The organism is Chryseobacterium sp. S90, from assembly GCF_047444895.1.
GTDB lineage: Bacteria > Bacteroidota > Bacteroidia > Flavobacteriales > Weeksellaceae > Chryseobacterium.
This window is the reverse complement of the sequence record NZ_JBLGCX010000005.1, coordinates 19,358-42,865: the sequence shown is the minus strand read 5'-3', so window position 1 is coordinate 42,865 and position 23,508 is coordinate 19,358. Positions and strand designations below refer to the sequence as shown.

Annotated in this window: 17 protein-coding genes; 2 read left to right on the top strand and 15 right to left on the bottom strand. The window is 37.2% G+C overall.

The annotated features are described in order from the left end of the window. Positions 1-232: 232 nt before the first annotated feature. Positions 233-1,570, bottom strand: coding sequence for a carboxylesterase family protein (locus tag ACLMCG_RS14075; RefSeq protein ID WP_413960177.1), 1,338 nt, complete (start codon positions 1,568-1,570; stop codon positions 233-235). Positions 1,571-1,774: 204 nt separating this feature from the next. Then, positions 1,775-2,677, bottom strand: a complete 903-nt coding sequence (locus ACLMCG_RS14070) for a helix-turn-helix domain-containing protein (protein ID WP_413960178.1) — start codon at positions 2,675-2,677, stop codon at positions 1,775-1,777. A 191-nt stretch (positions 2,678-2,868) separates the two neighbouring features. On the opposite strand from ACLMCG_RS14070, the gene ACLMCG_RS14065 reads away from it, so the two are divergent. Then, complete coding sequence (locus tag ACLMCG_RS14065) at positions 2,869-3,921, top strand: NAD(P)-dependent alcohol dehydrogenase (RefSeq protein WP_223599730.1); 1,053 nt, start codon at positions 2,869-2,871, stop codon at positions 3,919-3,921. Between the two features lie 53 nt (positions 3,922-3,974). On the opposite strand, the gene ACLMCG_RS14060 is transcribed toward ACLMCG_RS14065, so the two are convergent. After that, positions 3,975-4,403 carry a winged helix-turn-helix transcriptional regulator gene (locus tag ACLMCG_RS14060; RefSeq protein WP_223599729.1) on the bottom strand — a complete coding sequence of 143 codons (429 nt, stop codon included), beginning with the start codon at positions 4,401-4,403 and terminating at the stop codon, positions 3,975-3,977. An 82-nt stretch (positions 4,404-4,485) separates the two neighbouring features. On the opposite strand from ACLMCG_RS14060, the gene ACLMCG_RS14055 reads away from it, so the two are divergent. Next, positions 4,486-5,364 (top strand): NAD(P)H-binding protein, encoded by an 879-nt coding sequence (locus ACLMCG_RS14055; protein WP_413960179.1) that lies wholly within the window; start codon positions 4,486-4,488, stop codon positions 5,362-5,364. Positions 5,365-5,448: 84 nt separating this feature from the next. Here ACLMCG_RS14055 and ACLMCG_RS14050 read toward each other — a convergent pair whose 3' ends face one another. From ACLMCG_RS14050 to ACLMCG_RS13995, 12 genes are all read right to left on the bottom strand, one after another. Next, positions 5,449-6,732 carry an ectonucleotide pyrophosphatase/phosphodiesterase gene (locus ACLMCG_RS14050; protein WP_413960180.1) on the bottom strand — a complete coding sequence of 428 codons (1,284 nt, stop codon included), beginning with the start codon at positions 6,730-6,732 and terminating at the stop codon, positions 5,449-5,451. Positions 6,733-6,841: 109 nt separating this feature from the next. After that, positions 6,842-7,687, bottom strand: a complete 846-nt coding sequence (locus ACLMCG_RS14045) for a GNAT family N-acetyltransferase (RefSeq protein WP_413960181.1) — start codon at positions 7,685-7,687, stop codon at positions 6,842-6,844. 172 nt (positions 7,688-7,859) lie between these two features. Then, a complete protein-coding gene (locus ACLMCG_RS14040) occupies positions 7,860-8,639 on the bottom strand; it encodes a T9SS type A sorting domain-containing protein (protein ID WP_223599725.1) in 780 nt (259 codons plus the stop codon). A gap of 4 nt (positions 8,640-8,643) precedes the next feature. Then, the gene (locus ACLMCG_RS14035; protein WP_413960182.1) at positions 8,644-9,168 is read right to left on the bottom strand and encodes an ankyrin repeat domain-containing protein; all 525 of its coding nucleotides are present in this window, start codon (positions 9,166-9,168) and stop codon (positions 8,644-8,646) included. Continuing rightward, a complete protein-coding gene (locus ACLMCG_RS14030) occupies positions 9,165-9,710 on the bottom strand; it encodes a YceI family protein (protein ID WP_413960183.1) in 546 nt (181 codons plus the stop codon). Before ACLMCG_RS14030 ends, ACLMCG_RS14035 begins: the two co-directional genes overlap by 4 nt. 10 nt (positions 9,711-9,720) lie before the next feature. Next, positions 9,721-10,068: a hypothetical protein gene (locus ACLMCG_RS14025; protein WP_413960184.1), complete on the bottom strand. Its 348-nt coding sequence runs from the start codon at positions 10,066-10,068 to the stop codon at positions 9,721-9,723. Between the two features lies 1 nt (position 10,069). Further along, positions 10,070-10,912, bottom strand: a complete 843-nt coding sequence (locus ACLMCG_RS14020) for a DUF5777 family beta-barrel protein (RefSeq protein ID WP_413960185.1) — start codon at positions 10,910-10,912, stop codon at positions 10,070-10,072. Positions 10,913-11,037: 125 nt separating this feature from the next. Then, on the bottom strand, positions 11,038-11,688 hold the full coding sequence (locus ACLMCG_RS14015; protein ID WP_223599720.1) for a Crp/Fnr family transcriptional regulator: 651 nt from the start codon (positions 11,686-11,688) through the stop codon (positions 11,038-11,040). A gap of 185 nt (positions 11,689-11,873) precedes the next feature. Next, positions 11,874-12,179 (bottom strand): DUF3467 domain-containing protein, encoded by a 306-nt coding sequence (locus tag ACLMCG_RS14010; RefSeq protein WP_002976436.1) that lies wholly within the window; start codon positions 12,177-12,179, stop codon positions 11,874-11,876. Positions 12,180-12,266: 87 nt separating this feature from the next. Further along, positions 12,267-16,532, bottom strand: a complete 4,266-nt coding sequence (rpoC, locus tag ACLMCG_RS14005) for a DNA-directed RNA polymerase subunit beta' (RefSeq protein ID WP_223599719.1) — start codon at positions 16,530-16,532, stop codon at positions 12,267-12,269. 84 nt (positions 16,533-16,616) lie between these two features. Then, a complete protein-coding gene (rpoB, locus tag ACLMCG_RS14000) occupies positions 16,617-20,438 on the bottom strand; it encodes a DNA-directed RNA polymerase subunit beta (RefSeq protein ID WP_149833638.1) in 3,822 nt (1,273 codons plus the stop codon). Positions 20,439-20,879: 441 nt separating this feature from the next. Next, positions 20,880-23,477 carry a T9SS type A sorting domain-containing protein gene (locus tag ACLMCG_RS13995; protein WP_413960186.1) on the bottom strand — a complete coding sequence of 866 codons (2,598 nt, stop codon included), beginning with the start codon at positions 23,475-23,477 and terminating at the stop codon, positions 20,880-20,882. Positions 23,478-23,508: the final 31 nt, after the last annotated feature.

Sequence of the window (23,508 nt, the reverse complement as noted above, 5' to 3'; positions counted from 1 at the left end):
TTAATGGTTTAGTAATTAAATATACGTTAAAAATTACAATTATGCATAAGTATTTATCACCAAATACTTGATTTAGTATATATAATTTTCATTATTAAAGATAAATATTGAGAATGTGACGAACCACCCCGTCAAAATTCTTTGAATTTTTGCCACCCCTCCGAGGGAGGGTAATGTTTACGTCTTCAGTAGGGATATTTGTTAAGATTAGAGATTTTATACACTTAGTATGCTACATTTTTCTGAGTTGCAGGATCTCCGGTTTTTCGGAGACATCAGATATTTTCCCGGTTCTGGCAAATTCGGCCCAGAGTGCTCGTAATTTCTTACCGTTTTCATGAATACGACTCCAAGGTATATCTTTCAGCAGTTCGGAAAATTTCCACGCAGATTCATTGCCAAAGATCAAAGGAAGATCAATACAGTGAGGAGCCCCGATATGACTGTCTTTCAGTTTTGAATGAATTCTGAACAAATAAACATTTCCGCCAGCATCAGCCAGATTTTCGGCAAACCGTCTTGCCGGAGTTCCATAGATGAATTCTGTGGTTTTTTCAACTGTCTTATCCATGATTTTTAATCCCAGTCCAGTTCCGAAATATTTATTTAATGCATCAGAAGTTTTGAGATAAAATGCAGTTTCATCATTATTTAAGCCAATGAGTACATCATATTTCTGTGCATTCTTTTTCCACATTTCCAGCGATTCTTCTTCTTTACATAAAGGAAAATATCCGTATTGAGTTCCAAAAGGCATCGCAGCTTTCAGACCGTATTTCATGATGGATGGTAAAAATTTTCCGTATTCATTCATCATTTTTAACACATCTGTTTCATCTTTCAGTATTTCTGTTTTTCTCAGAAATTCTGCAGACATTTTCTGTCTTTGATGACGTAAGCCCAAAGGTGCACTCTGGATAATAACACGCTGAAATAAATCCTCCACTCCTTCAGAAATCATTAAATGCGCAATGGCATCACCTCCCGAAGACTGTCCAAGAAGGGTAATATTGTTTTCATCTCCATTGAAATCTGCAATATGGATTTTTATCCACTTTAATGCTTCGATCATATCCAACAGACCAAGATTAGCAGGCCTGGTTTCGTCTCCACCTAAAAATCCAAATAATCCCAATCGATACGAAACAGCAACAACAATGACATGCTGTTCTTTCACCCATTCCGAAGGATCGGCAGTGGCAAGATCACCGCAACCAATTTCATGGGAACCTCCATGAATCCAGACTATAACAGGAATTTTTTCATTTTCAGAAACTGTTTCAGGACGGGTGATGGAAAGATATTGTGTAGATTCATCGGCTTCAAAGCTTTCAACAGGGGTCGTTCCAATCATTTTTTCCACAAGTGGACTTAAAGCTTGAGGACACACTGGAGTTTTTTCAGGAGCAATAATAACAGATGATGAAAATTTTACAGCAACAGGTCTTTGAAATCTCTCAGAATGGGCATAGCGAATACTTTTAGCCTTGATAATTCCTTGTTCTTTCAATGCTATAATTCTCCCAAAACGGGTATTAAAAATAAAGGTTTCTTGCTGATTTGGTGTCATCTTTGGAATGGTGAAAACTTTTCTTTTTAAATTTAATTATTTAAACACAAATCTCACGAATAAATACACTAATATTCACTAATTTGAATTGTGTTATTTGTGTTGAAAAAAATCTAAACACCAATGTCACAAATGAACTTACTAATATCCACTAACTTTAATTGTGTCATTTGTGAGAAGATTAGTGATATTAGTGTTAAAAAACTAGTTCAGGATTTTGTACTCACTAGGAGAGATTCCCACTTTCGTCTTGAAGAGTCTTGTAAAATGCTGTGGATATTTAAAGCCCAGATCATAGGAAATCTCACTGATTGTTTTTGCCTGATCCAGAATCTGTTCTTTGGCGATATCAATAAGTTTGTTGTGGATAAATTCCTGCGCGGAAATTCCCAGTTCTTTTTTTATTAAATCCCCGAAATAATTAGCAGACAAATTCAGTTTTTCTGCAAAGTAGTTGACCATCGGAAAACCGATATTTTTAGGATTTTCAGATTTTAAATAATCGTCAACCAGATTTTCAAATTTACCGATAACTCCCTGGTTGATATGATCTCTGGTAATAAACTGACGATCATAAAAACGCATACAGTAATTCAGGAAAAGTTCAATATTATTGACAATTAAAGATTTACTGTGTTTATCAATAGCCTGTTCAAGCTCAAGTTTAATATTTTTAAAACAATCCAGCACCACTTCTCTTTCTTTTTCTGAGAGATGAAGCGCTTCATGCACATCATAAGAGAAGAATGAATAGTCTTTCATATTCTTCCCTAAATTGGTTCCTTTTATTAAATCCGGGTGAAAAATTAATGCAGAACCTGCAGGCTGAATATATTTATCTTTGTTATAAATTCCATAGGTCTGACCGGGAGCGATAAAAACCAATGTTCCTTCCTGATAATCATAGCTGTGTTTTCCATATTGCATATCTCCGCACATTACATCTTTCAGAAAAACGGTATAAAATCCAAATGTTCTTTTATGCTGGCAGATAGGATCAGATTTGGAAAAATCAATAACACTCACCAGCGGATGCAGGGTTTCATGATTCGCCATTTTATTGTATTCTGAGACCGTATTATAGATTTCAACCTCCTGATTTTCCATGAAGTATATTTTTATTTCTATTCAAAATTACCACTTTCTTATGTAACTGAAATAGGGTCTGTAAAATTGGTAAGTAATTCGGTAATCTGTATAAGTCCGGTTTACTAAAAAGTTTCGACTTTTGTATCGTTATGGAAACTTTTAATACATCCATATAATAATTTATAAACCTAAATAAACTAAATATAAAAATGAGTACAATCACAGTAAAAGCTTATGGTGCAGAGTCTACCACAGCAGACCTGAAAGAAATGAATATTGAAAGAAGAGAAGTAACCTCAAAGGATGTAGAGATTGAAATCCTATATTGCGGGGTATGCCACTCTGACCTTCACACGGCAAGAAATGACTGGGGTGGATCTTTGTATCCTGTAGTTCCGGGACATGAAATTGTCGGGAGAATTACCAAAGTAGGAAGCGAAGTTTCCAAATTTAAAGTAGGTGATCTTGCAGGGGTTGGATGTATCGTAGATTCATGTGGACATTGTGACAGCTGCCAGCACGATCTTGAGCAGTATTGTTTAAACGGCTTCACAGGAACTTATAATGGAAAAGACAAGCATTTGGGAGGTCATACTTTTGGTGGATATTCTCAAAAAGTAGTTGTGGATTCTCACCATGTTTTAAAAGTACCTGAAAATCTTGATCTTGCAGCAGTAGCACCACTTCTTTGTGCAGGTATTACAACATGGTCTCCTTTAAAGCACTGGAATGTAGGTCCCGGCTCTAAAGTAGCGGTTGTAGGACTGGGAGGTTTAGGCCATATGGCGATTAAACTGGCAAAAGGATTGGGTGCTGAAGTTACTTTATTTTCAAGAACTCCCGGAAAAACTGATGATGCAAAACAACTGGGTGCTGATCATGTTGTTATCTCTACGGATGAAGCACAAATGGAGTCTGTAAAAGGAAAATTTGATGTGATTATTGATACGGTTCCTTACGTACATGATGTAAATCCTTATGTGGCAACTTTAAATATCAATGGAACTCATGTTCTTGTAGGATATCTGGGAGGTTTGGAACCTATCCTTAATACTGTTCCGATGATTATGGGAAGAAAATCTGTAGCGGGTTCCGTAATTGGAGGTATTGCAGAAACTCAGGAATTATTAGATTTCTGCGGAGAGCATAATATTGTTTCAGAAATTGAAATGATCAAAATGCAGGACATCAATGAAGCTTATGAAAGAATGTTGAAAAGTGACGTAAGATACCGTTTCGTCATTGATATGCAGTCTTTATAATTCTTCTGGAGAATAGTAACGAAAACATGCGCTTCGGATTGAAGCGCATGTTTTTATTTTTTAAGATTTTGGCTAAATGTATTCTGAGCCTGATTTGGTATAAATCTGTTTCCTTCAGCACATTTGATATCATTTCTTTCCATATCCTGAAAAGCCCATGCAGCCATTGCATCAATAACGGGAGCCAGCTCATTGCCTGCATCACTCAACTTATAGGTGACATGAGGAGGTACTACAGGTTTTGCTGTTCTGATAATTAATCCATCTGTTTCCAACTGTTTCAGATGCTGAATGAGCATTTTTTCCGTTACGGCAGGAATTGCTTTTTTCAATTCGCTGTATCTTTTTTCGCCTGTGGAAAGATTAAAAAGAATAATAGGTTTCCAGAATCCTCCAATTCTTTCCATAACGTACATTACGGGACAATCCTGTACCGTCTTTCTGTTTTCCTGAATAGTTGAACTTTCTTTGATTGCTGTCATATCTACATACTTTAGGGTAAGTACTTGTATAAAAGTAAGTACAAATATAACTTTGTTCTCAGAAATAAAAAAATATTTACATATGAAAATCGTAATCACAGGATCATTAGGAAATGTAGCTAAACCACTAGCACAACAATTAATTTCTGAAGGACATACTATTACCGTAGTAAGCAGCAGCGATGCAAGAAAACAGGATATTGAATCTCTGGGAGCAACTCCAGCAATAGGTTCTATCACGGATGTTAACTTTTTGGCTCATACATTTGAAGGTGCGGACGCTGTTTTTGTAATGACACCTCCAGCTATCAGCCCGGATAAGATTGTGGAAAACACAACCAATGCAGGAAAAAATTATGCTGAAGCTTTAAAAAATGCTAATGTAAAAAGAGCTGTAATGCTAAGCAGTGTTGGAGCAGAATCTCCTGTAGAAAACGGCCCAATCGCAGGTCTCCACAATATTGAAAAAATATATAATGAAGTAGACAGTACCTCTTTCACTTTTTTAAGAGCCGGATATTTTTATAATAACTTTTTCAACGATATTCCTTTGATTCAAAATGCAGGAATCATTGGTGGTAATTATCCTGCAAATATCGAAGTTCCTGTAGTACATCCTACTGATATTGCCAAAGCCGCAGCTGAAGAATTGGTAAAAAAAGAAAATACCAACAACATCAGATATATTGTAAGTGATGTACGAACAGCTTCCGATTTTGCGAAAGTTTTAGGTACTTCTGTTAATAAGCCTGAACTTCCATGGGTAGAATTTTCTGATGAAGATTCTTTAAACGGAATGCTTCAGGCGGGATTACCTGAAGATATGGCTAAGTTGTATGTTGAAATGGGAAGAGGAATAAGAACGGGTGTTGTTCAAAAGGATTTTATTGATCATGGTTCTCCTGTTACAGGAAATGTTAAATTGGAAGATTTTGCGAAAGAGTTTTCTTCTAAATTTTAATTTCTCAGTCAATCTATAAAACTAGTTTCGGCGCACCTTTGGTGCGCCGAAACTAGTTTTAATTTTTATTTTTTAATCCTCAGATTATTTTTTCTCTTTCAATGTTTCTTTTAAAACTTTAAGTTTTCCATCAATAGGCTGATCAATTTTTAATCCTAAAACTTCAGCAACCAAAGGATAAACATTGATGTTGGCAAATTCTCCGATTGTCAGATTATTTTTAAATTCAGGCCCCCAAGCAAAGAAAGTCGCTTTCATTTCCGGAACAACTTTAGGGTTGTAACCATGTTTTCCAACCGACGTCTTTTTACCTTTTTCCAAGAAAATCTTTGGTGCTTTCGGAATCAGAAGAATCTGTCCTATTCTGTTATACTGGTCATCTCTTGTGGCAAAATGTAAATATTTAGGAAGTTTTTTGTCAAGATAAACTTCATAGTCGTCTGTTTTACTGGCTTTCAATTCTTTATAAACTGCTTTTACCTCATCCGGATTCTTAACGTAAACTCTTAATAAGGTTTGAGAGTTATAAAAATCGAATCTGTTTTTATCAAAAAGCACAGCCGGAATTTCCAATGGTGTACCGCCATCGACTTTAATCATGCCGTGGTCGGAAACAAAAATAAAGTTAACATTTTTTAATCCTAATTCATTTACTTTCTGAGCAAGGTCACCAATCGCCTGGTCTATCAGATGAACAGCCGTTTCTGTTTCTTTGGCGTCCGGACCATAATGATGTCCGCTTCCATCTACTTCCGGGAAATATAATGAAATAAAGTGAGGTCTTTTATCTTCCGGTAACTTCAGCCAGTTCACTACTTTTCCTACTTTTTCTGAAGGTGTGAATTTTTCATGATAAGGATAATAATAAGTAGGTCTCATTCCTCCTGCATCGCTGGCAGATCCTACCCACATTAAAGAAGCCGATACCATTCCCTGTTTTTCGGCAAGTCCCCAAAGTGGAGTTCCTCCATACCAGCTCCCGTCCTCAGCATTTTTTTTACTGCTCATTGCATAGCCTTCTTTTCTCTTGTAATCATAGAAAAAGTTATCAATCAAGCCATGATGGGATGGATAAAGTCCGGTGATTAAGCTCCAGTGGTTTGGGAAAGTAATACTTGGATAGCTTGGAATCATGGCTTCAGCTTTTACACCGCCATTAGCCAGTTTCAAAAGATTTTCAGCATTGTGTTTCTGAGCATAGTCATAACGGAAACCATCTGTAGATATCATAATCACGTAAGGTTTAGACTGTGCCTCTGTACTGTTTTGTCTACCCGGGATCACCACCTGGGCTGTATCAATATTTACCTGTTGTGCAAAAGCCGTAAAGGAAATTAACAGCAGTAAAAAATGGATTCCTCGCTTCATTATTTAAAAATTTTCTGCAAAGTTACATCCTATACTTCTGCCTGAAAAGTTTAAGAGATTAAAAGTATATTAAAAGCGATTATTTTTTTTGAATCAAAATTAAAACTCATTAAATAGGTCTTTTCATTTCAAACTGTGACAGCCAATTGTTCAGTCCTGCTCTTTCGCTAAGAAATTTACTGGTGTTTTCCGAAGAATCATCTACATTGTTCAATGCAATAGCCTGCCCTCCATTTTTTTTCGAAATGGCATTAAAAAGCGTCGTTCCTATTCCCTGATTTCTGAAACCTTTATCTACAGCAAACTGGTAGATTTTTTTCGCTGCAGGACCATAAACAATATACCCAACAAGCTTCTCATCAATATAAGCACCTAAAGTCACATAGTTCTCAGGCATAGGCTCCAATACGAAAACAGATCCCTGCCATGAAGGTTCGATATCCCAGAAAGAACGTAATTTTTCCCATTGAAAGTCTTTCAAATCCTTAATAGAAACCTCAGCATTTTCTTTTCCCTGCTTAATGCTACCGTTAAAGCAAAGCAATCTTCGCACAATGCTAAAGCCTAAATTTTCATATGCTCTTATTGCAGGCTGGTTTCCTTCAATAACTTCAAGCAGTAATGTATTGGCATTTCTTTCATTTAAAACAGGAATAATAAAATCATACATTTTTCTCACCAATCCTTTGCCTCTGCTTTCCGGAACGACTCCTGTTCCTCCGTTGTAGATTATCTTTTCTCCATTTTCAACTTTTTCAGACTGAAGAATAAAGCCAACCAGCCTTCCGTCTTCAAATGCTCCGGCGGATAAATTCATATCTAGTTTTTCAGCTGCAATTTTTGAAACAAGTACCTCTTTCGTTAAGTGAAAAGGAACAACATAGTCAGAAAATGAATGATTGAATACTGATAAAAGTTCATCTGTTGTGATATGGGCTAAGGTTTTAAATTCCATTGGTTATAAAAAATTATAAGGCTAAGAGATGGCCTTTTATTAAGAATCCGTATCTACACAAATATATGAATTTTAAAGCAACCTCCCTGAAATTGGGACTTAAGAAAAAATGATACCCCTGAAAAATCAGGGGTATGCATTACTAATTATTTAGGTGTGTTTTTTCTGAAAATTATTCTTTAATCAGTTTTTCGTAAGATGTAGTTCCATCTTTTAAAGTGATTTCGAAATAATAAGTACCGGATTTTAAATCTCTGACACTGATATTTTCTCCCTCAAGCTTTACAGATCTTACTTTTCTTCCGGCAGATTCATAAATATCAACAGATTTTATTTTATCTGCATTTTTAAAGCTCACCGTTTCTTTCGCCGGATTTGGATAAAGAACCATTTTCTTACTTTCGGAAGCTGTTTCTTTAGTACCTAAAGTACCAAAACTCAGGGATGTAGTACCACAGCTGTTAGAACCGTGATAACCAATCGTAAAATTCGACAATCTACGTCCATAGGTAATGTTTAAAGGGCCTGCAGGAGGAACAGTAAAAACATAATCATTAGCATCTCCTGTGTTTAAAGCTCTTGTAGCAATTACGGTACGAACACTTCCTGCCACTGTATTAGATGTTACAGTCCAGTTTTGAGTTCCATCCAAAGGCGGAACCACTCCTTGTCCATTAAATGTTCTGTCACTTAAATTAGTTCCATCAAAAATTACAACGTCTTTCCCTATATCATCCATATTCGTTGTATTGAAAGCCATTCCCAGCCATCCCGTAGAAGGCCCGACAAGGGTAAGGGTAACTAAAGAAGGGGTAAGGTCAATCTTAACTGAATAAGCCAAATCTGCTCCTCCCGGTGTGGAAAAAAGAGGTACAGTTCCTGTCGAATATTGACTTTTTACATGAAAAAAAGCAAAAAATCCGATCAATAATAATGTAGTTTTTAATTTCATATGGTCAATTTTTTAATAAGTTAATAATGTCTTGATTTTTAGTAAATAATGCATACTCAAAAACAGTTTTCCCTTGTTTATCTGATAATGTCTTATTTGCTTTATTCTTTAGCAGCAATTCTACCATTTCTTTGTTTTGTGACTGGACAGCATATATTAATGGCGTTACTCCACTGCTGTTTGCCACATTGGGATCAGCTTTGTTCGCTAATAATTTCTGAGTAAGATTTTTATCTCCTTTAAAAACAGAAGCCGTTAAAGCTGTTCCTTCTCCACTTGCGTAATTCATATTTTTAACACGAGTAATTAAAAATTCTGCAATAGGGATATTTCCTCTGTAACAAGCTAAAATAAGGGGAGAGAATCCATTTTCGTTCAGTTGATTAATAACATCCGGGTTTTGTTTCATCAGCTCCTGTACTTCAGGAACTGTTCCGCTTCTGGCAATATCAAATATTGATTTTGCCTTTTCCTGAGCAAATATCAATGAGCTCAGAAATAGTCCTAAAATTAAGATTAGATTTCTCATTGTTTTACCATTACGTAGTTGTATTCGATGTTGACATTTTCTGCCACTTTTTTGGTAACCATTTTAGGGATAGTCACTTTATAATCTGCAGGTTTAGCCACAAAACCACCCTGCATATAGATTTTACCCTCTTTTGCATATAATGTGGCTGAAGAAGCAACCGCTTTGTCTACACCATGAAAGTTAAGCGTTCCCTGAACGGTATATTTCTGAGGACTGGCCGTAAGTTTTGTTTTATCAAAGTTGACAATTTTCCCTTTGAAGGTTGTTTTAGGATATTTTGCGGATTCGGCATAACTTTCATTGAAATGCTCTTCCATTAATTTGGTTTTAAAATGAAAGTTTTTAACGGTTGAAACGGATGCCATCTCACCATTATCCGCATTCAGAATCACCACATTATTGTCATCCTGTGCAAAAATATCATCAAACAGAGGTACTGAAGCTTCAAAAGTTACTTTTCCGGTCTTAGAGCTGTATTTTTGTGCTGAAGCGTACCCGGCAGAAAGCAGTAATACGCTTAATAATGCTAGTTTTTTCATATCAATTTTTTTAGTTTTCATTTAATCCGTCAGCTTTCCACTTTATAAAAATATTGATCTGAGCTGCGGACAATGATCCTCCCTTAGGCATTTTCTCCGGATCACCATTGGGTCTTTGGATACGGTCCAGAATTCCGTCTATATTATTTTTCACCTGATCATAGGTAACCAGTGGTTTAAAACTTCCTGCAGAATGGCAACCTATGCAAGAGTTATCCACAATTGGTTTTACATCTGCTGTATATTTTACAGGCACCGTGATGGGTGTATTATCAGAAATCTCTTCATAAGTTCTGCTGTCACACGCCGTCAGTATGATTGCTGACGACACTATCAATAAGGATGTTAGCTTTTTCATATTAAAAAACTCTATAAAGATTAAACCCAAAGAAAATATGTCCCTTTCCCCATGCTCCTGTGGCATTGGTAAGATATCCGATATCAGAATTAATCTGGGAGTTCGTCAGTAAAAGCTGGAACACATGTCCTCCGGTTTCTATATCCACCCCCAAAGACAGTGGGTTTTTATAAAAACTGTGATCGTCGAAATTCACAAAGTATTCTGCATTCACAGAAACTCTTTTGGAAATTTTGTAGCGCCCTCCCAAACCTGCCAAAAACTGATTTTTGTTTTCAATGGTAGGTTCGTAAAGGTTTTTATGAACAAAGGATGGAGTAAACTGTAATGAAAGCTTATCATTGAACCTTCTTGAAATTAATGCCTGTGTAAGATAAGAAAGCCTGTCACTGAATTTAAGATGTGGATACGTTTCTTTTTTCAGTTCCGTGTTGGCACCCATTACATTGTATCCCACAATATCCACCGGGAAGTTTTCATTTTGTCTTACCAGTCTGTATTTCACAGCTCCTTCAAACGTTTTCATATTCGTTTCTCTGGAAAGGCTTACGGATACAGCATCTGAAATACCATAGATAACGCCTAATTTGGTGGAGGCATGATCCAGACCGAAAAAGTCTTTAAATCCTGCGCTTATGTCCCCAAATCTGTGAGCAACGATAATGTACCATTCTTTTTTGGCAGCAAGTTTTGTGGATTGTCCCGTGACAATCTGAAGTGCTTTGAAGGCGGGTTGTGAAGTTTCTGTGTTGGTTTTCACCGTGTCAATATCTTTCAGCAGATCTTCCTGTGCAAAGACAAGACCTGATGAAAACACTGACAAAAATAAGAGAGTTTTCGTCATATACAATTTGAATTAAATTATGATATAACAAACTTATTGAGTTCTCAATTCAAAAACAGGTGATAAAAGTCACCAGCCAAATTGTTTTTATCAATGATAGAAATAAGCTTTTCAAACAATTAGAATTAGATTATTCTAACATTTTCATTTACAGGAACTTTCATTCCTTCTTTAGTTTGAATAATTTCACCTTCGCTTTCAATTTTTTTCAAAACTCTGCTCACCACTTCTCTGGAAGTTCCCAAACTGTTGGCAATTTCACGATGGGTGATCTTAATAGGGTTGTTTCCTGTGGATGAAATCTGCTGTTTGATGTAATTCAGGACTCTTTTATCCAGCCTGTGGAACACTGCATCATTTACCATATTCATCACTTCTGAAAATCTGCGGTCATATTCATGATAAAACAGTTTATTGATTTCCGGGAATTTTATCAGCCAATCATGCATTACAGAAACGGGAATAAGAATAGCTTCCGAGTCTTCTTCAGCAATAGCATACACCCTGCTGATATAATCAGTCAAAATAGATGAAAAGGTCATAAGGCAGCTATCTTTAGGCTTAATATAGTAGTAGATCAGCTCTCTTCCATCATTAAGGGTAAAAACCTTGATAGAGCCTTTTATAAGGAAAGGGACAAACTTATTTTTCTGCCCTTCTCTTATGATTTCAGTTTTTGCTTTTATATCAACTGCAACAGCATGCTTTTCCAGCTCAGATAAAAAATCGGCTCCTAAAAAGCCAAATTTACTTACAGCGAATGCGTTATCAACCATATCCTATATTTTCTACTTTTTCTCAAACAAAGATATAAAATTGATGAATGGTTATTATATATTTTTATGTTATTAAAGAAAATTAACAATTACATAAGTTCTATACTATTTTCTAAGTTAGAATTAGCACAAAAAATGCCCCGGTTAAAAACCAGGGCATTCTTATTTTATTGTAAAAAGAAATCTTACGCTTGAACGTTGTTTCCTCCTAATACGAAAGGCTCAACTTCTTTGATTTCTCCGAACTGCTGCTCGTAGTTAGCGATGTTCTGTTGAAGAGCGTTTAATACTCTTTTAGCGTGAAGTGGAGCAAGAATAACTCTTGATCTTACTTTAGCTTGCTGAACACCTGGCATCAACTGAATAAAGTCTACTACAAATTCAGATGGAGAGTGGTTTACTAAAGCTAGGTTAGCATAGATACCAGCAGCTACCATTTCGTTTAATTCGATGTTGATGTTTCCGTCTTGTGGATTTTGATTGTTGTCCATTGTTATAAATTATGTTTTTAAAATTCGAAATTTGAGATTGTGAAAATATAAAAATAATTTCAAACCCCAAATTTCAAATCATTAATTTTAGTTAAGGTCTTCGAATTCTTTCTTAGAACCTACAATAACGTTCTGATACTCTTTAAGACCTGTACCTGCAGGGATTCTGTGACCTACAATTACATTTTCTTTAAGACCGTTAAGATCGTCTACTTTACCAGCAACCGCTGCTTCGTTAAGAACCTTAGTTGTTTCCTGGAATGATGCTGCAGACATGAATGACTTAGTCTGAAGTGCTGCTCTTGTAATACCTTGTAGTACAGGAGTTGCTGTAGCAGGAAGAGCTTCTCTTACTTCTACAAGACCTAAATCTTCACGCTTCAACTTAGAGTTTTCATCTCTTAATTCTCTTGCAGTAATCATCTGACCTGGCATAAATTCTTTAGAATCACCAGCATCTACTACTACTTTAAGACCAAATACTCTGTTGTTTTCTTCTAAGAAATCATATTTGTGCTCAAGAGCTCCTTCAAGGAATTGAGTATCACCTCCATCTACGATAGATACTTTCGTCATCATCTGTCTTACGATAATTTCGAAGTGCTTGTCGTCGATTTTTACCCCTTGTAGACGGTAAACTTCCTGAATCTCATTTACTAAGTATTCCTGAACTGCTGTTGGGCCTTTAATTCTTAAGATATCTTCCGGTGTAATAGAACCGTCAGAAAGTGGAGAACCTGCTCTTACGAAGTCATTCTCCTGTACCAAGATCTGGTTTGATAATTTAACTAAGTAAATTTTTCTTTCTCCAGTTTTAGCTTCAACAATAAGTTCACGGTTACCTCTCTTGATTTTTCCGTAAGAAACTACCCCGTCGATTTCAGTAACAACTGCTGGGTTTGAAGGGTTTCTTGCTTCGAATAATTCGGTAACTCTCGGAAGACCTCCGGTGATATCCCCTGCTTTTGCAGATTTTCTTGGGATTTTGATTAAGACTTTACCAGCCTTAATTTTTTCACCATCGTTAACCATTAAGTGGGCTCCTACCGGTAAGTTGTAAGCTTTTTGCTCAACACCTTTAGAGTCTACCACCTTCAAGGTAGGTACGGCTTTCTTATTTCTTGATTCAGAGATTACTTTCTCTTCAAATCCTGTTTGTTCGTCAATTTCAAGTTGGAATGAAATACCCTGGATGATATCCTCGTATTCTACCTTACCTGAAGTTTCAGCAATAATTACCGCGTTATATGGATCCCATCTACAGATTGTATCTCCTTTCTTCACTTTATCACCTGGCTTTACAGCTAATATAGATCCGTAAGGTACGTTAGCTACCATTAATGGAGTTCTAAGCTCATTATCAGCAACTAATCTGAATTCTGTTGAACGAGAAACTACAACCTCAGCAGTGTTACCGTTTTCATCTTCAGAAGTAATAGTTCTTACTTCATCCATTTCAACGATACCATCTCTTCTTGCAACGATAGATGGGTTTTCTGATACGTTTCCTGCAGTACCCCCCTGGTGGAAGGTTCTCAACGTAAGCTGAGTACCTGGTTCCCCAATTGACTGTGCTGCAATTACACCTACCGCTTCACCCATGTGGATCACTTTACCTGTTGCTAAGTTTCTACCGTAACATTTAGCACAGATCCCTTTCTTAGCTTCACAAGTTAATGGTGAACGAACCTCAACAGATTCTAATCCAGCTTCTTCGATTCTTTTCGCCAATGCTTCAATGATCACCTGATCTGCGCTTGCAATAAGCTCGTCAGTTTCAGGATCATAAATATTATGAAGAGATACTCTACCTAAGATTCTTTCAGAGATTCTTTCAACGATCTCGTCATTTTTCTTAAGTGCAGTAACTTCTGTACCTCTCAGCGTTCCACAGTCATCTTCTGTAACGATAACGTCCTGTGCAACGTCTACCAATCTTCTCGTTAAGTAACCAGCATCGGCTGTCTTAAGAGCGGTATCCGCAAGACCCTTACGGGCACCGTGGGTAGAGATAAAGTACTCTAGAATCGAAAGACCTTCCTTAAAGTTTGCAAGGATCGGGTTTTCGATGATCTCCGCTCCGGTAGAACCGGCTTTCTGCGGTTTTGCCATCAAACCTCTCATCCCTGATAACTGACGGATCTGTTCTTTAGAACCCCTCGCTCCAGAGTCAAGCATCATATATACAGAGTTGAAACCACCTTGGTCAGTTTTCATTCTGCTCATGATCATTTCAGTTAATCCTGCGTTGGTATTTGTCCAAACGTCGATTACCTGGTTATAACGTTCTGTATCGGTAATTAGACCCATGTTATAGTTAGCTCTAATTTCGTCTACAGTTTCAATTGAAGAAGCAATCATCTGCTTTTTCTCAACAGGAACTACAATATCCCCAAGTGAGAATGAAAGACCTCCTTTGAATGCGTTTGAATACCCTAAGTCTTTCATTGCATCAAGGAACTTCACAGTTGTAGGGAAGTCTGTATCAGCAAGGATCTTACCGATAACATTTCTCAATGATTTCTTAGTAAGAAGTTCATTGATATATCCTACCTGCTTAGGTACAATCTGGTTGAATAAAATTCTACCTACAGAAGTTTCTATCAATCTTGTTACTATTACTCCGTCTTCTTTAACAGGTAGTCTACATCTTACCTTAGCATTTAAAGAAACTCTACCTTCAGCATAAGCGATTTCCGCTTCTTCAGGAGAATAGAATGCAAGACCTTCACCTTTTACTTTCATATCTTCTGTAGAGCTCAATTCTTTAGTCATGAAATAAAGACCAAGAACCATGTCCTGAGAAGGTACTGTAATCGGAGAACCGTTTGCAGGGTTCAAAATGTTCTGAGAACCTAACATCAATAACTGAGCTTCAAGGATTGCCTCTGGTCCTAACGGTAAGTGTACCGCCATCTGGTCACCATCGAAATCGGCGTTGAATGCTGTTGTTACCAACGGGTGTAGCTGGATTGCCTTACCTTCGATCATCTTAGGTTGGAAAGCCTGAATACCCAGTCTGTGAAGCGTAGGTGCTCTGTTCAATAGAACAGGGTGACCTTTCATCACGTTTTCAAGGATATCATAAACTACCGGTTCTTTTCTGTCAATAATTCTCTTTGCAGATTTTACAGTTTTTACAATCCCTCTTTCAATTAGTTTTCTAATGATAAACGGTTTGTAAAGTTCAGCTGCCATATCTTTAGGAATACCACATTCGTGAAGTTGTAAGTTTGGACCTACAACAATTACAGAACGCGCAGAGTAATCTACCCTTTTCCCTAGTAAGTTCTGACGGAAACGACCTTGCTTACCTTTCAATGAATCAGAAAGTGATTTCAATGGTCTGTTTGATTCAGATTTTACTGCAGAAGATTTTCTTGTGTTATCGAATAATGAATCTACTGATTCCTGAAGCATACGCTTCTCGTTTCTCAAGATTACTTCAGGAGCTTTGATCTCCAATAATCTCTTCAAACGGTTATTTCTGATAATTACTCTTCTATAAAGGTCATTTAAGTCAGAAGTAGCGAAACGTCCTCCATCCAATGGAACTAATGGTCTTAATTCTGGTGGAATAACAGGAAGTACACGCATGATCATCCACTCCGGTCTGTTGATCATTCTTGTATTAGCACCTCTCAATGCTTCTACAACGTTCAATCTTTTAAGAGCTTCCGTTCTTCTTTGTTTAGAACCTTCGTTGTGAGCTTTGTGTCTCAAGTCGAAAGACAATGCATCAAGATCGATTCTTTTTAATAGATCTTCTACAGCTTCAGCACCCATTCTGGCGATGAATTTGTTTGGATCAGAATCATCAAGATACTGGTTTTCTACAGGAAGAGTTTCCATGATATCAAGGTATTCTTCTTCTGTAAGGAATTCCATATTTTCGAAATCGGAACCATCTAATTTTTTAGCAATACCCTGCTGAATCACTACATATCTTTCGTAGTAGATGATCATATCTAATTTCTTAGAAGGGATTCCTAAAAGGTATCCGATTTTGTTTGGCAATGAACGGAAGTACCAGATATGAGCAATAGGAACAACCAATCCGATATGACCGATTCTTTCTCTTCTTACTTTTTTCTCAGTAACTTCTACACCACAACGGTCACAAACGATCCCTTTGTAACGAATTCTCTTGTATTTACCACAAGCACATTCGTAATCTTTTACAGGACCAAAGATTTTCTCACAAAATAATCCGTCTCTTTCAGGTTTGTGAGTTCTGTAGTTAATAGTTTCCGGTTTTAAAACCTCCCCTCTTGAGTCTTGTAAAATAGACTCCGGTGAAGCTAAACCGATGGTTATTTTATTAAATCTACTTGTTTTATTTTTATTTGACATTTGTTAGATTTTAAATTTTAGATTTTAGATTTTAGATTAATTTCTGAATGTTGCCATTCAACATTTATAATTTAAAATTTAAAATTATTCCTCTAGTCTTACGTCTAATCCAAGACCTTGTAGCTCGTGAAGTAATACATTGAATGATTCCGGAATACCTGGTTCAGGCATAGATTCACCTTTTGCAATTGCTTCATAAGTTTTTGCTCTACCAATCACGTCATCCGACTTCACAGTCAGGATTTCTCTCAAGATATTGGATGCACCGAATGCTTCAAGTGCCCAAACCTCCATCTCTCCGAATCTCTGACCTCCGAACTGAGCTTTACCTCCTAACGGCTGCTGAGTAATCAATGAGTAAGGTCCAATAGAACGTGCGTGCATCTTATCATCAACCATGTGTCCTAGTTTCAACATGTAAATGATACCTACTGTCGCAGCCTGAGTAAATCTTTCTCCGGTACCACCATCATAAAGGTGAGTGTGACCAAATTTAGGAAGACCTGCTTTCTCAGTGTATTCAGTAATCTGATCAAGACTTGCTCCATCGAAGATTGGTGTAGCGAACTTCAATCCTAGTTTTCTACCAGCCCATCCAAGAACGGTTTCGTAGATCTGACCGATGTTCATACGAGAAGGTACCCCTAGTGGATTCAATACGATATCTACCGGTGTTCCATCTTCTAAGAACGGCATGTCTTCTTCACGAACGATTCTTGAAACGATACCTTTGTTACCGTGACGTCCCGCCATCTTATCTCCTACATTCAGTTTACGTTTCTTAGCGATGTAAACTTTAGCTAACTTCATGATACCTGCCGGAAGCTCATCTCCGATTGAAATTGCAAATTTCTCACGGTTTTTAACTCCTTGGATGTCGTTATATTTGATTTTGTAATTGTGAATTAATTGTTTGATCAATTCATTCTTGTCAGCGTCTACTGTCCAGTCTGCACCACTAACGTTTACATAATCTTCAACTGAAGTTAATAACTTGTGAGTAAATTTCACACCTTTACCGATGATTTCTTCGTCAAGGTCATTTTGTACCCCTTGAGAAGTTTTACCACTTACCAGTGTATTTAATTTTTCAATTAAAGTATTTCTCAACTCGTCAAATTTAGCCTTGTAAGTGTTTTCAATTTCTTCAAGTCTAAGTTTTTCTTCAGTTCTTTTCTTTTTGTCTTTAATGTTTCTTGAGAACAATTTCTTGTTGATAACAACTCCTCTTAATGAAGAGTCAGCTTTTAATGATGCATCTTTTACATCACCAGCTTTATCACCGAAGATTGCTCTAAGAAGTTTTTCTTCAGGAGTCGGGTCAGATTCACCTTTTGGAGTAATTTTACCAATCATGATATCTCCAGGCTTCACTTCAGCACCGATTCTGATCATACCGTTCTCGTCAAGATCTTTAGTAGCTTCTTCAGATACGTTTGGAATATCTGCTGTAAGCTCTTCCATACCTAATTTGGTATCACGAACTTCAAGAGAATACTCATCTACGTGGATTGAAGTAAACCAGTCTTCACGTACAACTTTTTCGTTGATTACGATTGCATCCTCGAAGTTGTACCCTTTCCAAGGCATGAACGCTACTACTAAGTTTCTACCAAGAGCCAATTCTCCTTTTTCAGTAGCATAACCGTCGCAAAGTACTTGTCCTTTTTCCACTACATCACCTACTCTTACGTTTGGTCTTAGGGTAATGGTTGTGCTCTGGTTGGTTTTTCTGAACTTAGTAAGTTTGTATGTTTTAGTAGCAGACTCGAATTGTACTAAATCTTCGTCTTCGCTTCTTTCATATTTAATAACGATTCTGTCAGCATCTACGTACTCTACAGTACCTGTACCTTCAGCGTTAATTAAGATTCTTGAATCTCTTGCAACCTGCTGCTCAAGCCCTGTACCAACGATTGGAGCCTGTGGCTTCAATAGAGGAACGGCCTGACGCATCATGTTAGATCCCATCAATGCACGGTTCGCATCATCATGCTCCAGGAAAGGAATCAATGAAGCGGAAATACCTGAGATCTGGTTTGGAGCTACGTCGATAAGGTTCACCTGAGCAGGCTCCACTACCGGATAGTCACCATCCAATCTTGCAATAATTCTGTCTGTTAAGAAGTCTCCGTTATCACTCAATTCAACGTTTGCCTGAGCAATTACTTTATCTTCTTCATCTTCTGCATTTAAGTAAATAGGGTCAGCGTTAAGATCAATCTTACCACTTTCTACTTTTCTATATGGAGTTTCGATGAAACCAAGGTTGTTGATTTTCGCATAGATCCCTAGAGATGAAATCAAACCGATGTTTGGTCCTTCCGGAGTTTCAATCGGACAAATTCTTCCGTAGTGAGTATGGTGAACGTCACGAACCTCGAAACCTGCTCTTTCTCTTGATAAACCACCAGGCCCTAGTGCAGATAATCTTCTCTTGTGAGTGATCTCTGATAATGGGTTGGTTTGGTCCATGAACTGAGAAAGCTGGTTGGTACCGAAGAATGAGTTGATTACAGATGTTAATGTCTTAGCATTTACAAGGTCAAGCGGTGTAAAGATTTCGTTATCTCTAACGTTCATTCTTTCCTTGATTGTTCTTGCAATTCTTGAAAGACCTACTCCGAACTGTCCTGCTAACTGCTCACCAACAGTTTTAATTCTTCTGTTTGATAAGTGGTCAATATCATCAACCTCAGCTTTAGAGTTTACAAGTTCGATTAAGTGTCTTACGATCGCAATGATATCTTCTTTTGTAAGAACCTCAGTTGTTGTAGGAATGTTAAGACCTAACTTTTTGTTCAATCTGTAACGTCCAACTTCACCTAAAGAGTATCTCTGCTCAGAGAAGAATAATTTTTCAATAATTCCTCTTGCAGTTTCCTCATCTGGTGGATCTGCGTTTCTTAACTGACGATAAATATACTCTACCGCTTCTTTTTCAGAGTTAGTAGGGTCTTTTTGTAATGTATTCTGGATGATAGAGAATTCGTTGCTGTTTTCTTTGTGAATCAGGATTGATTTCACACCAGCATCCAGGATAAGATCTAAGTGTTCTTTTTCAAGGATTGTTTCTCTATCCAGGATGATCTCGTTTCTTTCGATAGAAACTACTTCACCTGTATCTTCGTCTACGAAATCTTCGAACCAAGTGTTCAATACTCTCGCAGCCAATGTTCTCCCTTCCACTTTTTTAAGGGCAGCTTTAGAAACTTTCACTTCTTCCGCAAGGTCGAAGATCTGAAGGATATCCTTATCAGATTCGTATCCGATAGCTCTTAATAAAGTTGTTAATGGTAATTTTTTCTTACGGTCGATATACGCGTACATTACGCTGTTGATATCTGTTGTAAATTCCATCCAAGATCCTTTGAAAGGGATAATTCTTGAATAGTAAAGTTTGGTTCCATTCGCGTGGTAAGTCTGTCCGAAGAATACACCAGGTGAACGGTGAAGCTGCGTAACGATAACTCTCTCAGCACCGTTGATGATGAAAGAACCACTTGGCGTCATGTAAGGAACCGGACCTAAATATACGTCCTGAACCACTGTCTGGAAATCTTCGTGTTCCGGGTCAGTACAATACAATTTAAGTCTAGCTTTTAGAGGAACTGAATAAGTAAGTCCTCTTTCCACACACTCATCGATTGAATAACGTGGAGAATCTACCAGATAGTCCAGGAATTCTAATACGAATTGGTTTCTAGAATCCGTAATTGGGAAATTCTCTTGGAAAGTCTTGTAAAGAGCTTCTGTCTTTCTGGCTTCAGGAAGTGTATCAAGCTGGAAAAATTCTCTGAAAGACTCAATTTGGATATCCAAAAAGTCAGGAGTGATGATTTTTCCTTTCGCTGATGAGAAATTAATTCTCGGATTTCCTTGAGTTGTTGATTTTGTTTTACTCATAAAACTTTTAAGAAAGGGTTAAAAAATATTTTGATTCATTAAAAAATATCAGAAGAGAACAAAAAACAAGGTAAAAGTAAAAGGTAAAAGTGTTTTTGGCGCTCACAGAAGACCTTAGGACTCTTTTAACTATGCACTTGGTTCTTTCTAACTGCAACACTGGTATATCTTTTCACAGTGTAATGCAAAATATTTTTATTACTTTTGAGGCAGCATTACCGCAATATCTACATATACGAAATCCCCTTCACGTTTTCACAATGAAAGAGTTGATTTTCAGTATATTATAAATTTACAAACAATTTTTCGCGCCAAAAGAAGGGCAAAGATACAAAAATCTATCCACAATAACAAATAAATCATCTCATTTTGAGACTCTTAAAAACAAGAGAGGCTGCTCAAATATGAGCAACCCCTCCACAACACAAGCTAATCTTATGACTATTTCACAATAACCTTATAAGATTTTATTTTTGATTTGGTTTCTATTTTAATGATATAAACCCCTGTAGGAAGTGAAGATGTATCAATACCAGTATTGGCATTAAATTTATCTGTCCTAATTACCTGTCCCTGTGCTGAGAACAGAGTATACACTCCTTCTTCTGCAGATGTAATTCTAAGATTTTCTCCTGCTTTTACCGGGTTTGGATAAACTTTCACATCATTGGCAGCATCAGTAATTTCCCCAGCTGTGGTTTTTGCAGCAGTTTTAGAAGCATTTTTCAGCAATGAAGCATATGGTGAAAGCGGAGAATCAGGGGAACCTCTTTTCACAAGATCAGTATCTACAACTGCCTGAATACCGTCTTTATCCTGATCATTAATTGTAGAGATAAATCCACCTCCTAAGGTATCCAGATTACCTTTTCCGATCTTATAAAGGTCAAGATCTGATCCGTTGGAAGTAATATCGAGGAAGTCCGGTTTATCATCTCCATCTGTATTTTTGATTGCATATTTCAATATTCCTGAATCAGGTGATGTTTCCAGAATATCAGCGATCCCGTTTTTACCTACCGGAACATTAGCATCGATAACTCCGTTGTGATCTGCATCAATCTGATTGATGACTGACGTTGGAATTCCTGATTCAAACAAATCTAAGATACCATCGTTATCAGAATCAAGATCCAGATAATTCGGAACTGAATCTCCCAATACCGGCGTCAACAGAATATCTCCTTCATTATCATCATCCTGAAATTTTCCATTTTTATCAAAGTCTTCCACAGCATCAGGAATACCATCGTTATCAGAATCCAGATCGCAAGCATCTACAATACCATCTCCGTCTGTATCGAGTGCAGGAGATTTATCATTCACTTCTGTACATCCTTCTGCACAGTCAGGAATTCCGTTTCCGTTATTATCTATGCTGTCATCACCTCCAGGGCAAAGGTCAAAACAGTTTGGAACACCATCGTTATCATCATCTCTGCTCGCAAAAGCATTATAGATATAATAACTTTGAGGAATGCGAACCGCAGTTCCGCTGTTGAATGTAATTTTAATACGGTTGAAAGGCTTTGTAGCTTTTCCTCCGACATAGAATTTATTTGAATTCGTTGTGAAGAAGTTTCCGCTGATAAGACTTCCTGAGCTTGTAAAAGTATCTGTCAGCGTATTTCCGTTGTATAATGTCACAGTGATATTTTCCAGAACACTTACTCCAAGAAGGTTTCCTGCTTTTTCTACAGTAAACCCAGCCATCGTATTGACTGGAAGCACAGTATTACTGCTTACCGTGGCAAATGCTGAAAAAATACTAAGAAAAGATGCTGCCGGAACCGTAGCCGTTGCATAATTAGACGGATTATTATCCACAATAGCTTCCGGATTGGTCATCTTCGCTAAAATAAGACCAAGGAATCCCGGACCTGATGTCCATGAAGTTCCAGATACCAAATTTCCAGGTACCGCAGAACCACTTGTCTGGATTTTATCATCACATTCGCAAGAAACAGGTTCTTCAAAAGCATAGTAAACTTTTAAAGCTCCTAAATTAAATCCAACTGTCTGGGTAATTTTTAATCGTACTTCATTGAAAGGCTTAGTAGTCGTTAATGTAACTTTCTGTTTTCCTGAACCGAATCCTAATACCTTTATATTAATCAAACCACCTCCGTCAGATAGTTGTTTTGAATCCTGAAGCTGGCCGTAAAGGTAAGTTTCTATTGTAATATTCTTTAAAAACTCTGCACTTAAGAGTTTCCCCTGATCATCCGGTTCTATTACAAAACCTGTTCTGTTACCTGCAGGATACACCTGATTTTTGTCAAGAACCCCAACTGAATAAGATCCCAGTAATCCGACCGGAAGAACTATTGATCCGTAAGAGTTTTTATTTCCATCTCCAATTCTTTCTTTATTCTGAACATAAGAAAGCGGAGCCAGGAAACTGCTGCTTCCGGATACATTCCCATCAACACCGCTTCCTGCAATGATATCATCACAAATACCATTATTGTCTGTAGGTACTTTTGCAGGATCAAATGCAAAGGCATAATACACATTCATAGCACTGAATACGGAAAGAACATTGGTTTGGTACAGTCTTACTTCATCAAATTCTTTTGAAGTTTTAAAATGAAGGAATATCCTGTTTTTACTTCCTCCGAATGCAGGAACTGACAAAAGAGTACTGCTGGTAGTGGTCTCCTGAAGAACACCATTTTTATAAGTACTGATTCGTAAAGAACTCAACAGATCAACAGTAATAAAACTCGTTCCAAGATCTACATTGAATCCGGTAATATATCCTGCAGGATAGGTTGTATTTTTATTCTTCACAGAGATTCCGTTTCCACTTAGCAGGGAAGCGAAATTCCCCATGCTTACGCTGTTGTCAAGACTTGCATCCACCACCGGATTCATACTTCCGTTATAACATGCCAGGCAGATCCCTGAATTGTTGACAGGTTTTGCCTCTACACCCATCCCACGGATCGGTTCATAGCCCTGCTGCGCAAATACTACTGCTGACATTATCAGTGTCATAAGCATCGCAGCTAACTTTTCGAATAATTTTCTGGTCATTTTTTATTTTTAAGGTTTGTGTTTATTTGTA

What these genes read in the sequence shown, in the direction of transcription:
- ACLMCG_RS14075 (WP_413960177.1), bottom strand. Translation starts at nt 1,570, where the DNA reads ATGACACCAAATCAGCAAGAAACCTTTATTTTTAATACCCGTTTTGGG.
- ACLMCG_RS14070 (WP_413960178.1), bottom strand. Translation starts at nt 2,677, where the DNA reads ATGGAAAATCAGGAGGTTGAAATCTATAATACGGTCTCAGAATACAAT.
- ACLMCG_RS14065 (WP_223599730.1), top strand. Translation starts at nt 2,869, where the DNA reads ATGAGTACAATCACAGTAAAAGCTTATGGTGCAGAGTCTACCACAGCA.
- ACLMCG_RS14060 (WP_223599729.1), bottom strand. Translation starts at nt 4,403, where the DNA reads ATGACAGCAATCAAAGAAAGTTCAACTATTCAGGAAAACAGAAAGACG.
- ACLMCG_RS14055 (WP_413960179.1), top strand. Translation starts at nt 4,486, where the DNA reads ATGAAAATCGTAATCACAGGATCATTAGGAAATGTAGCTAAACCACTA.
- ACLMCG_RS14050 (WP_413960180.1), bottom strand. Translation starts at nt 6,732, where the DNA reads ATGAAGCGAGGAATCCATTTTTTACTGCTGTTAATTTCCTTTACGGCT.
- ACLMCG_RS14045 (WP_413960181.1), bottom strand. Translation starts at nt 7,687, where the DNA reads ATGGAATTTAAAACCTTAGCCCATATCACAACAGATGAACTTTTATCA.
- ACLMCG_RS14040 (WP_223599725.1), bottom strand. Translation starts at nt 8,639, where the DNA reads ATGAAATTAAAAACTACATTATTATTGATCGGATTTTTTGCTTTTTTT.
- ACLMCG_RS14035 (WP_413960182.1), bottom strand. Translation starts at nt 9,168, where the DNA reads ATGAGAAATCTAATCTTAATTTTAGGACTATTTCTGAGCTCATTGATA.
- ACLMCG_RS14030 (WP_413960183.1), bottom strand. Translation starts at nt 9,710, where the DNA reads ATGAAAAAACTAGCATTATTAAGCGTATTACTGCTTTCTGCCGGGTAC.
- ACLMCG_RS14025 (WP_413960184.1), bottom strand. Translation starts at nt 10,068, where the DNA reads ATGAAAAAGCTAACATCCTTATTGATAGTGTCGTCAGCAATCATACTG.
- ACLMCG_RS14020 (WP_413960185.1), bottom strand. Translation starts at nt 10,912, where the DNA reads ATGACGAAAACTCTCTTATTTTTGTCAGTGTTTTCATCAGGTCTTGTC.
- ACLMCG_RS14015 (WP_223599720.1), bottom strand. Translation starts at nt 11,688, where the DNA reads ATGGTTGATAACGCATTCGCTGTAAGTAAATTTGGCTTTTTAGGAGCC.
- ACLMCG_RS14010 (WP_002976436.1), bottom strand. Translation starts at nt 12,179, where the DNA reads ATGGACAACAATCAAAATCCACAAGACGGAAACATCAACATCGAATTA.
- rpoC (WP_223599719.1), bottom strand. Translation starts at nt 16,532, where the DNA reads ATGTCAAATAAAAATAAAACAAGTAGATTTAATAAAATAACCATCGGT.
- rpoB (WP_149833638.1), bottom strand. Translation starts at nt 20,438, where the DNA reads ATGAGTAAAACAAAATCAACAACTCAAGGAAATCCGAGAATTAATTTC.
- ACLMCG_RS13995 (WP_413960186.1), bottom strand. Translation starts at nt 23,477, where the DNA reads ATGACCAGAAAATTATTCGAAAAGTTAGCTGCGATGCTTATGACACTG.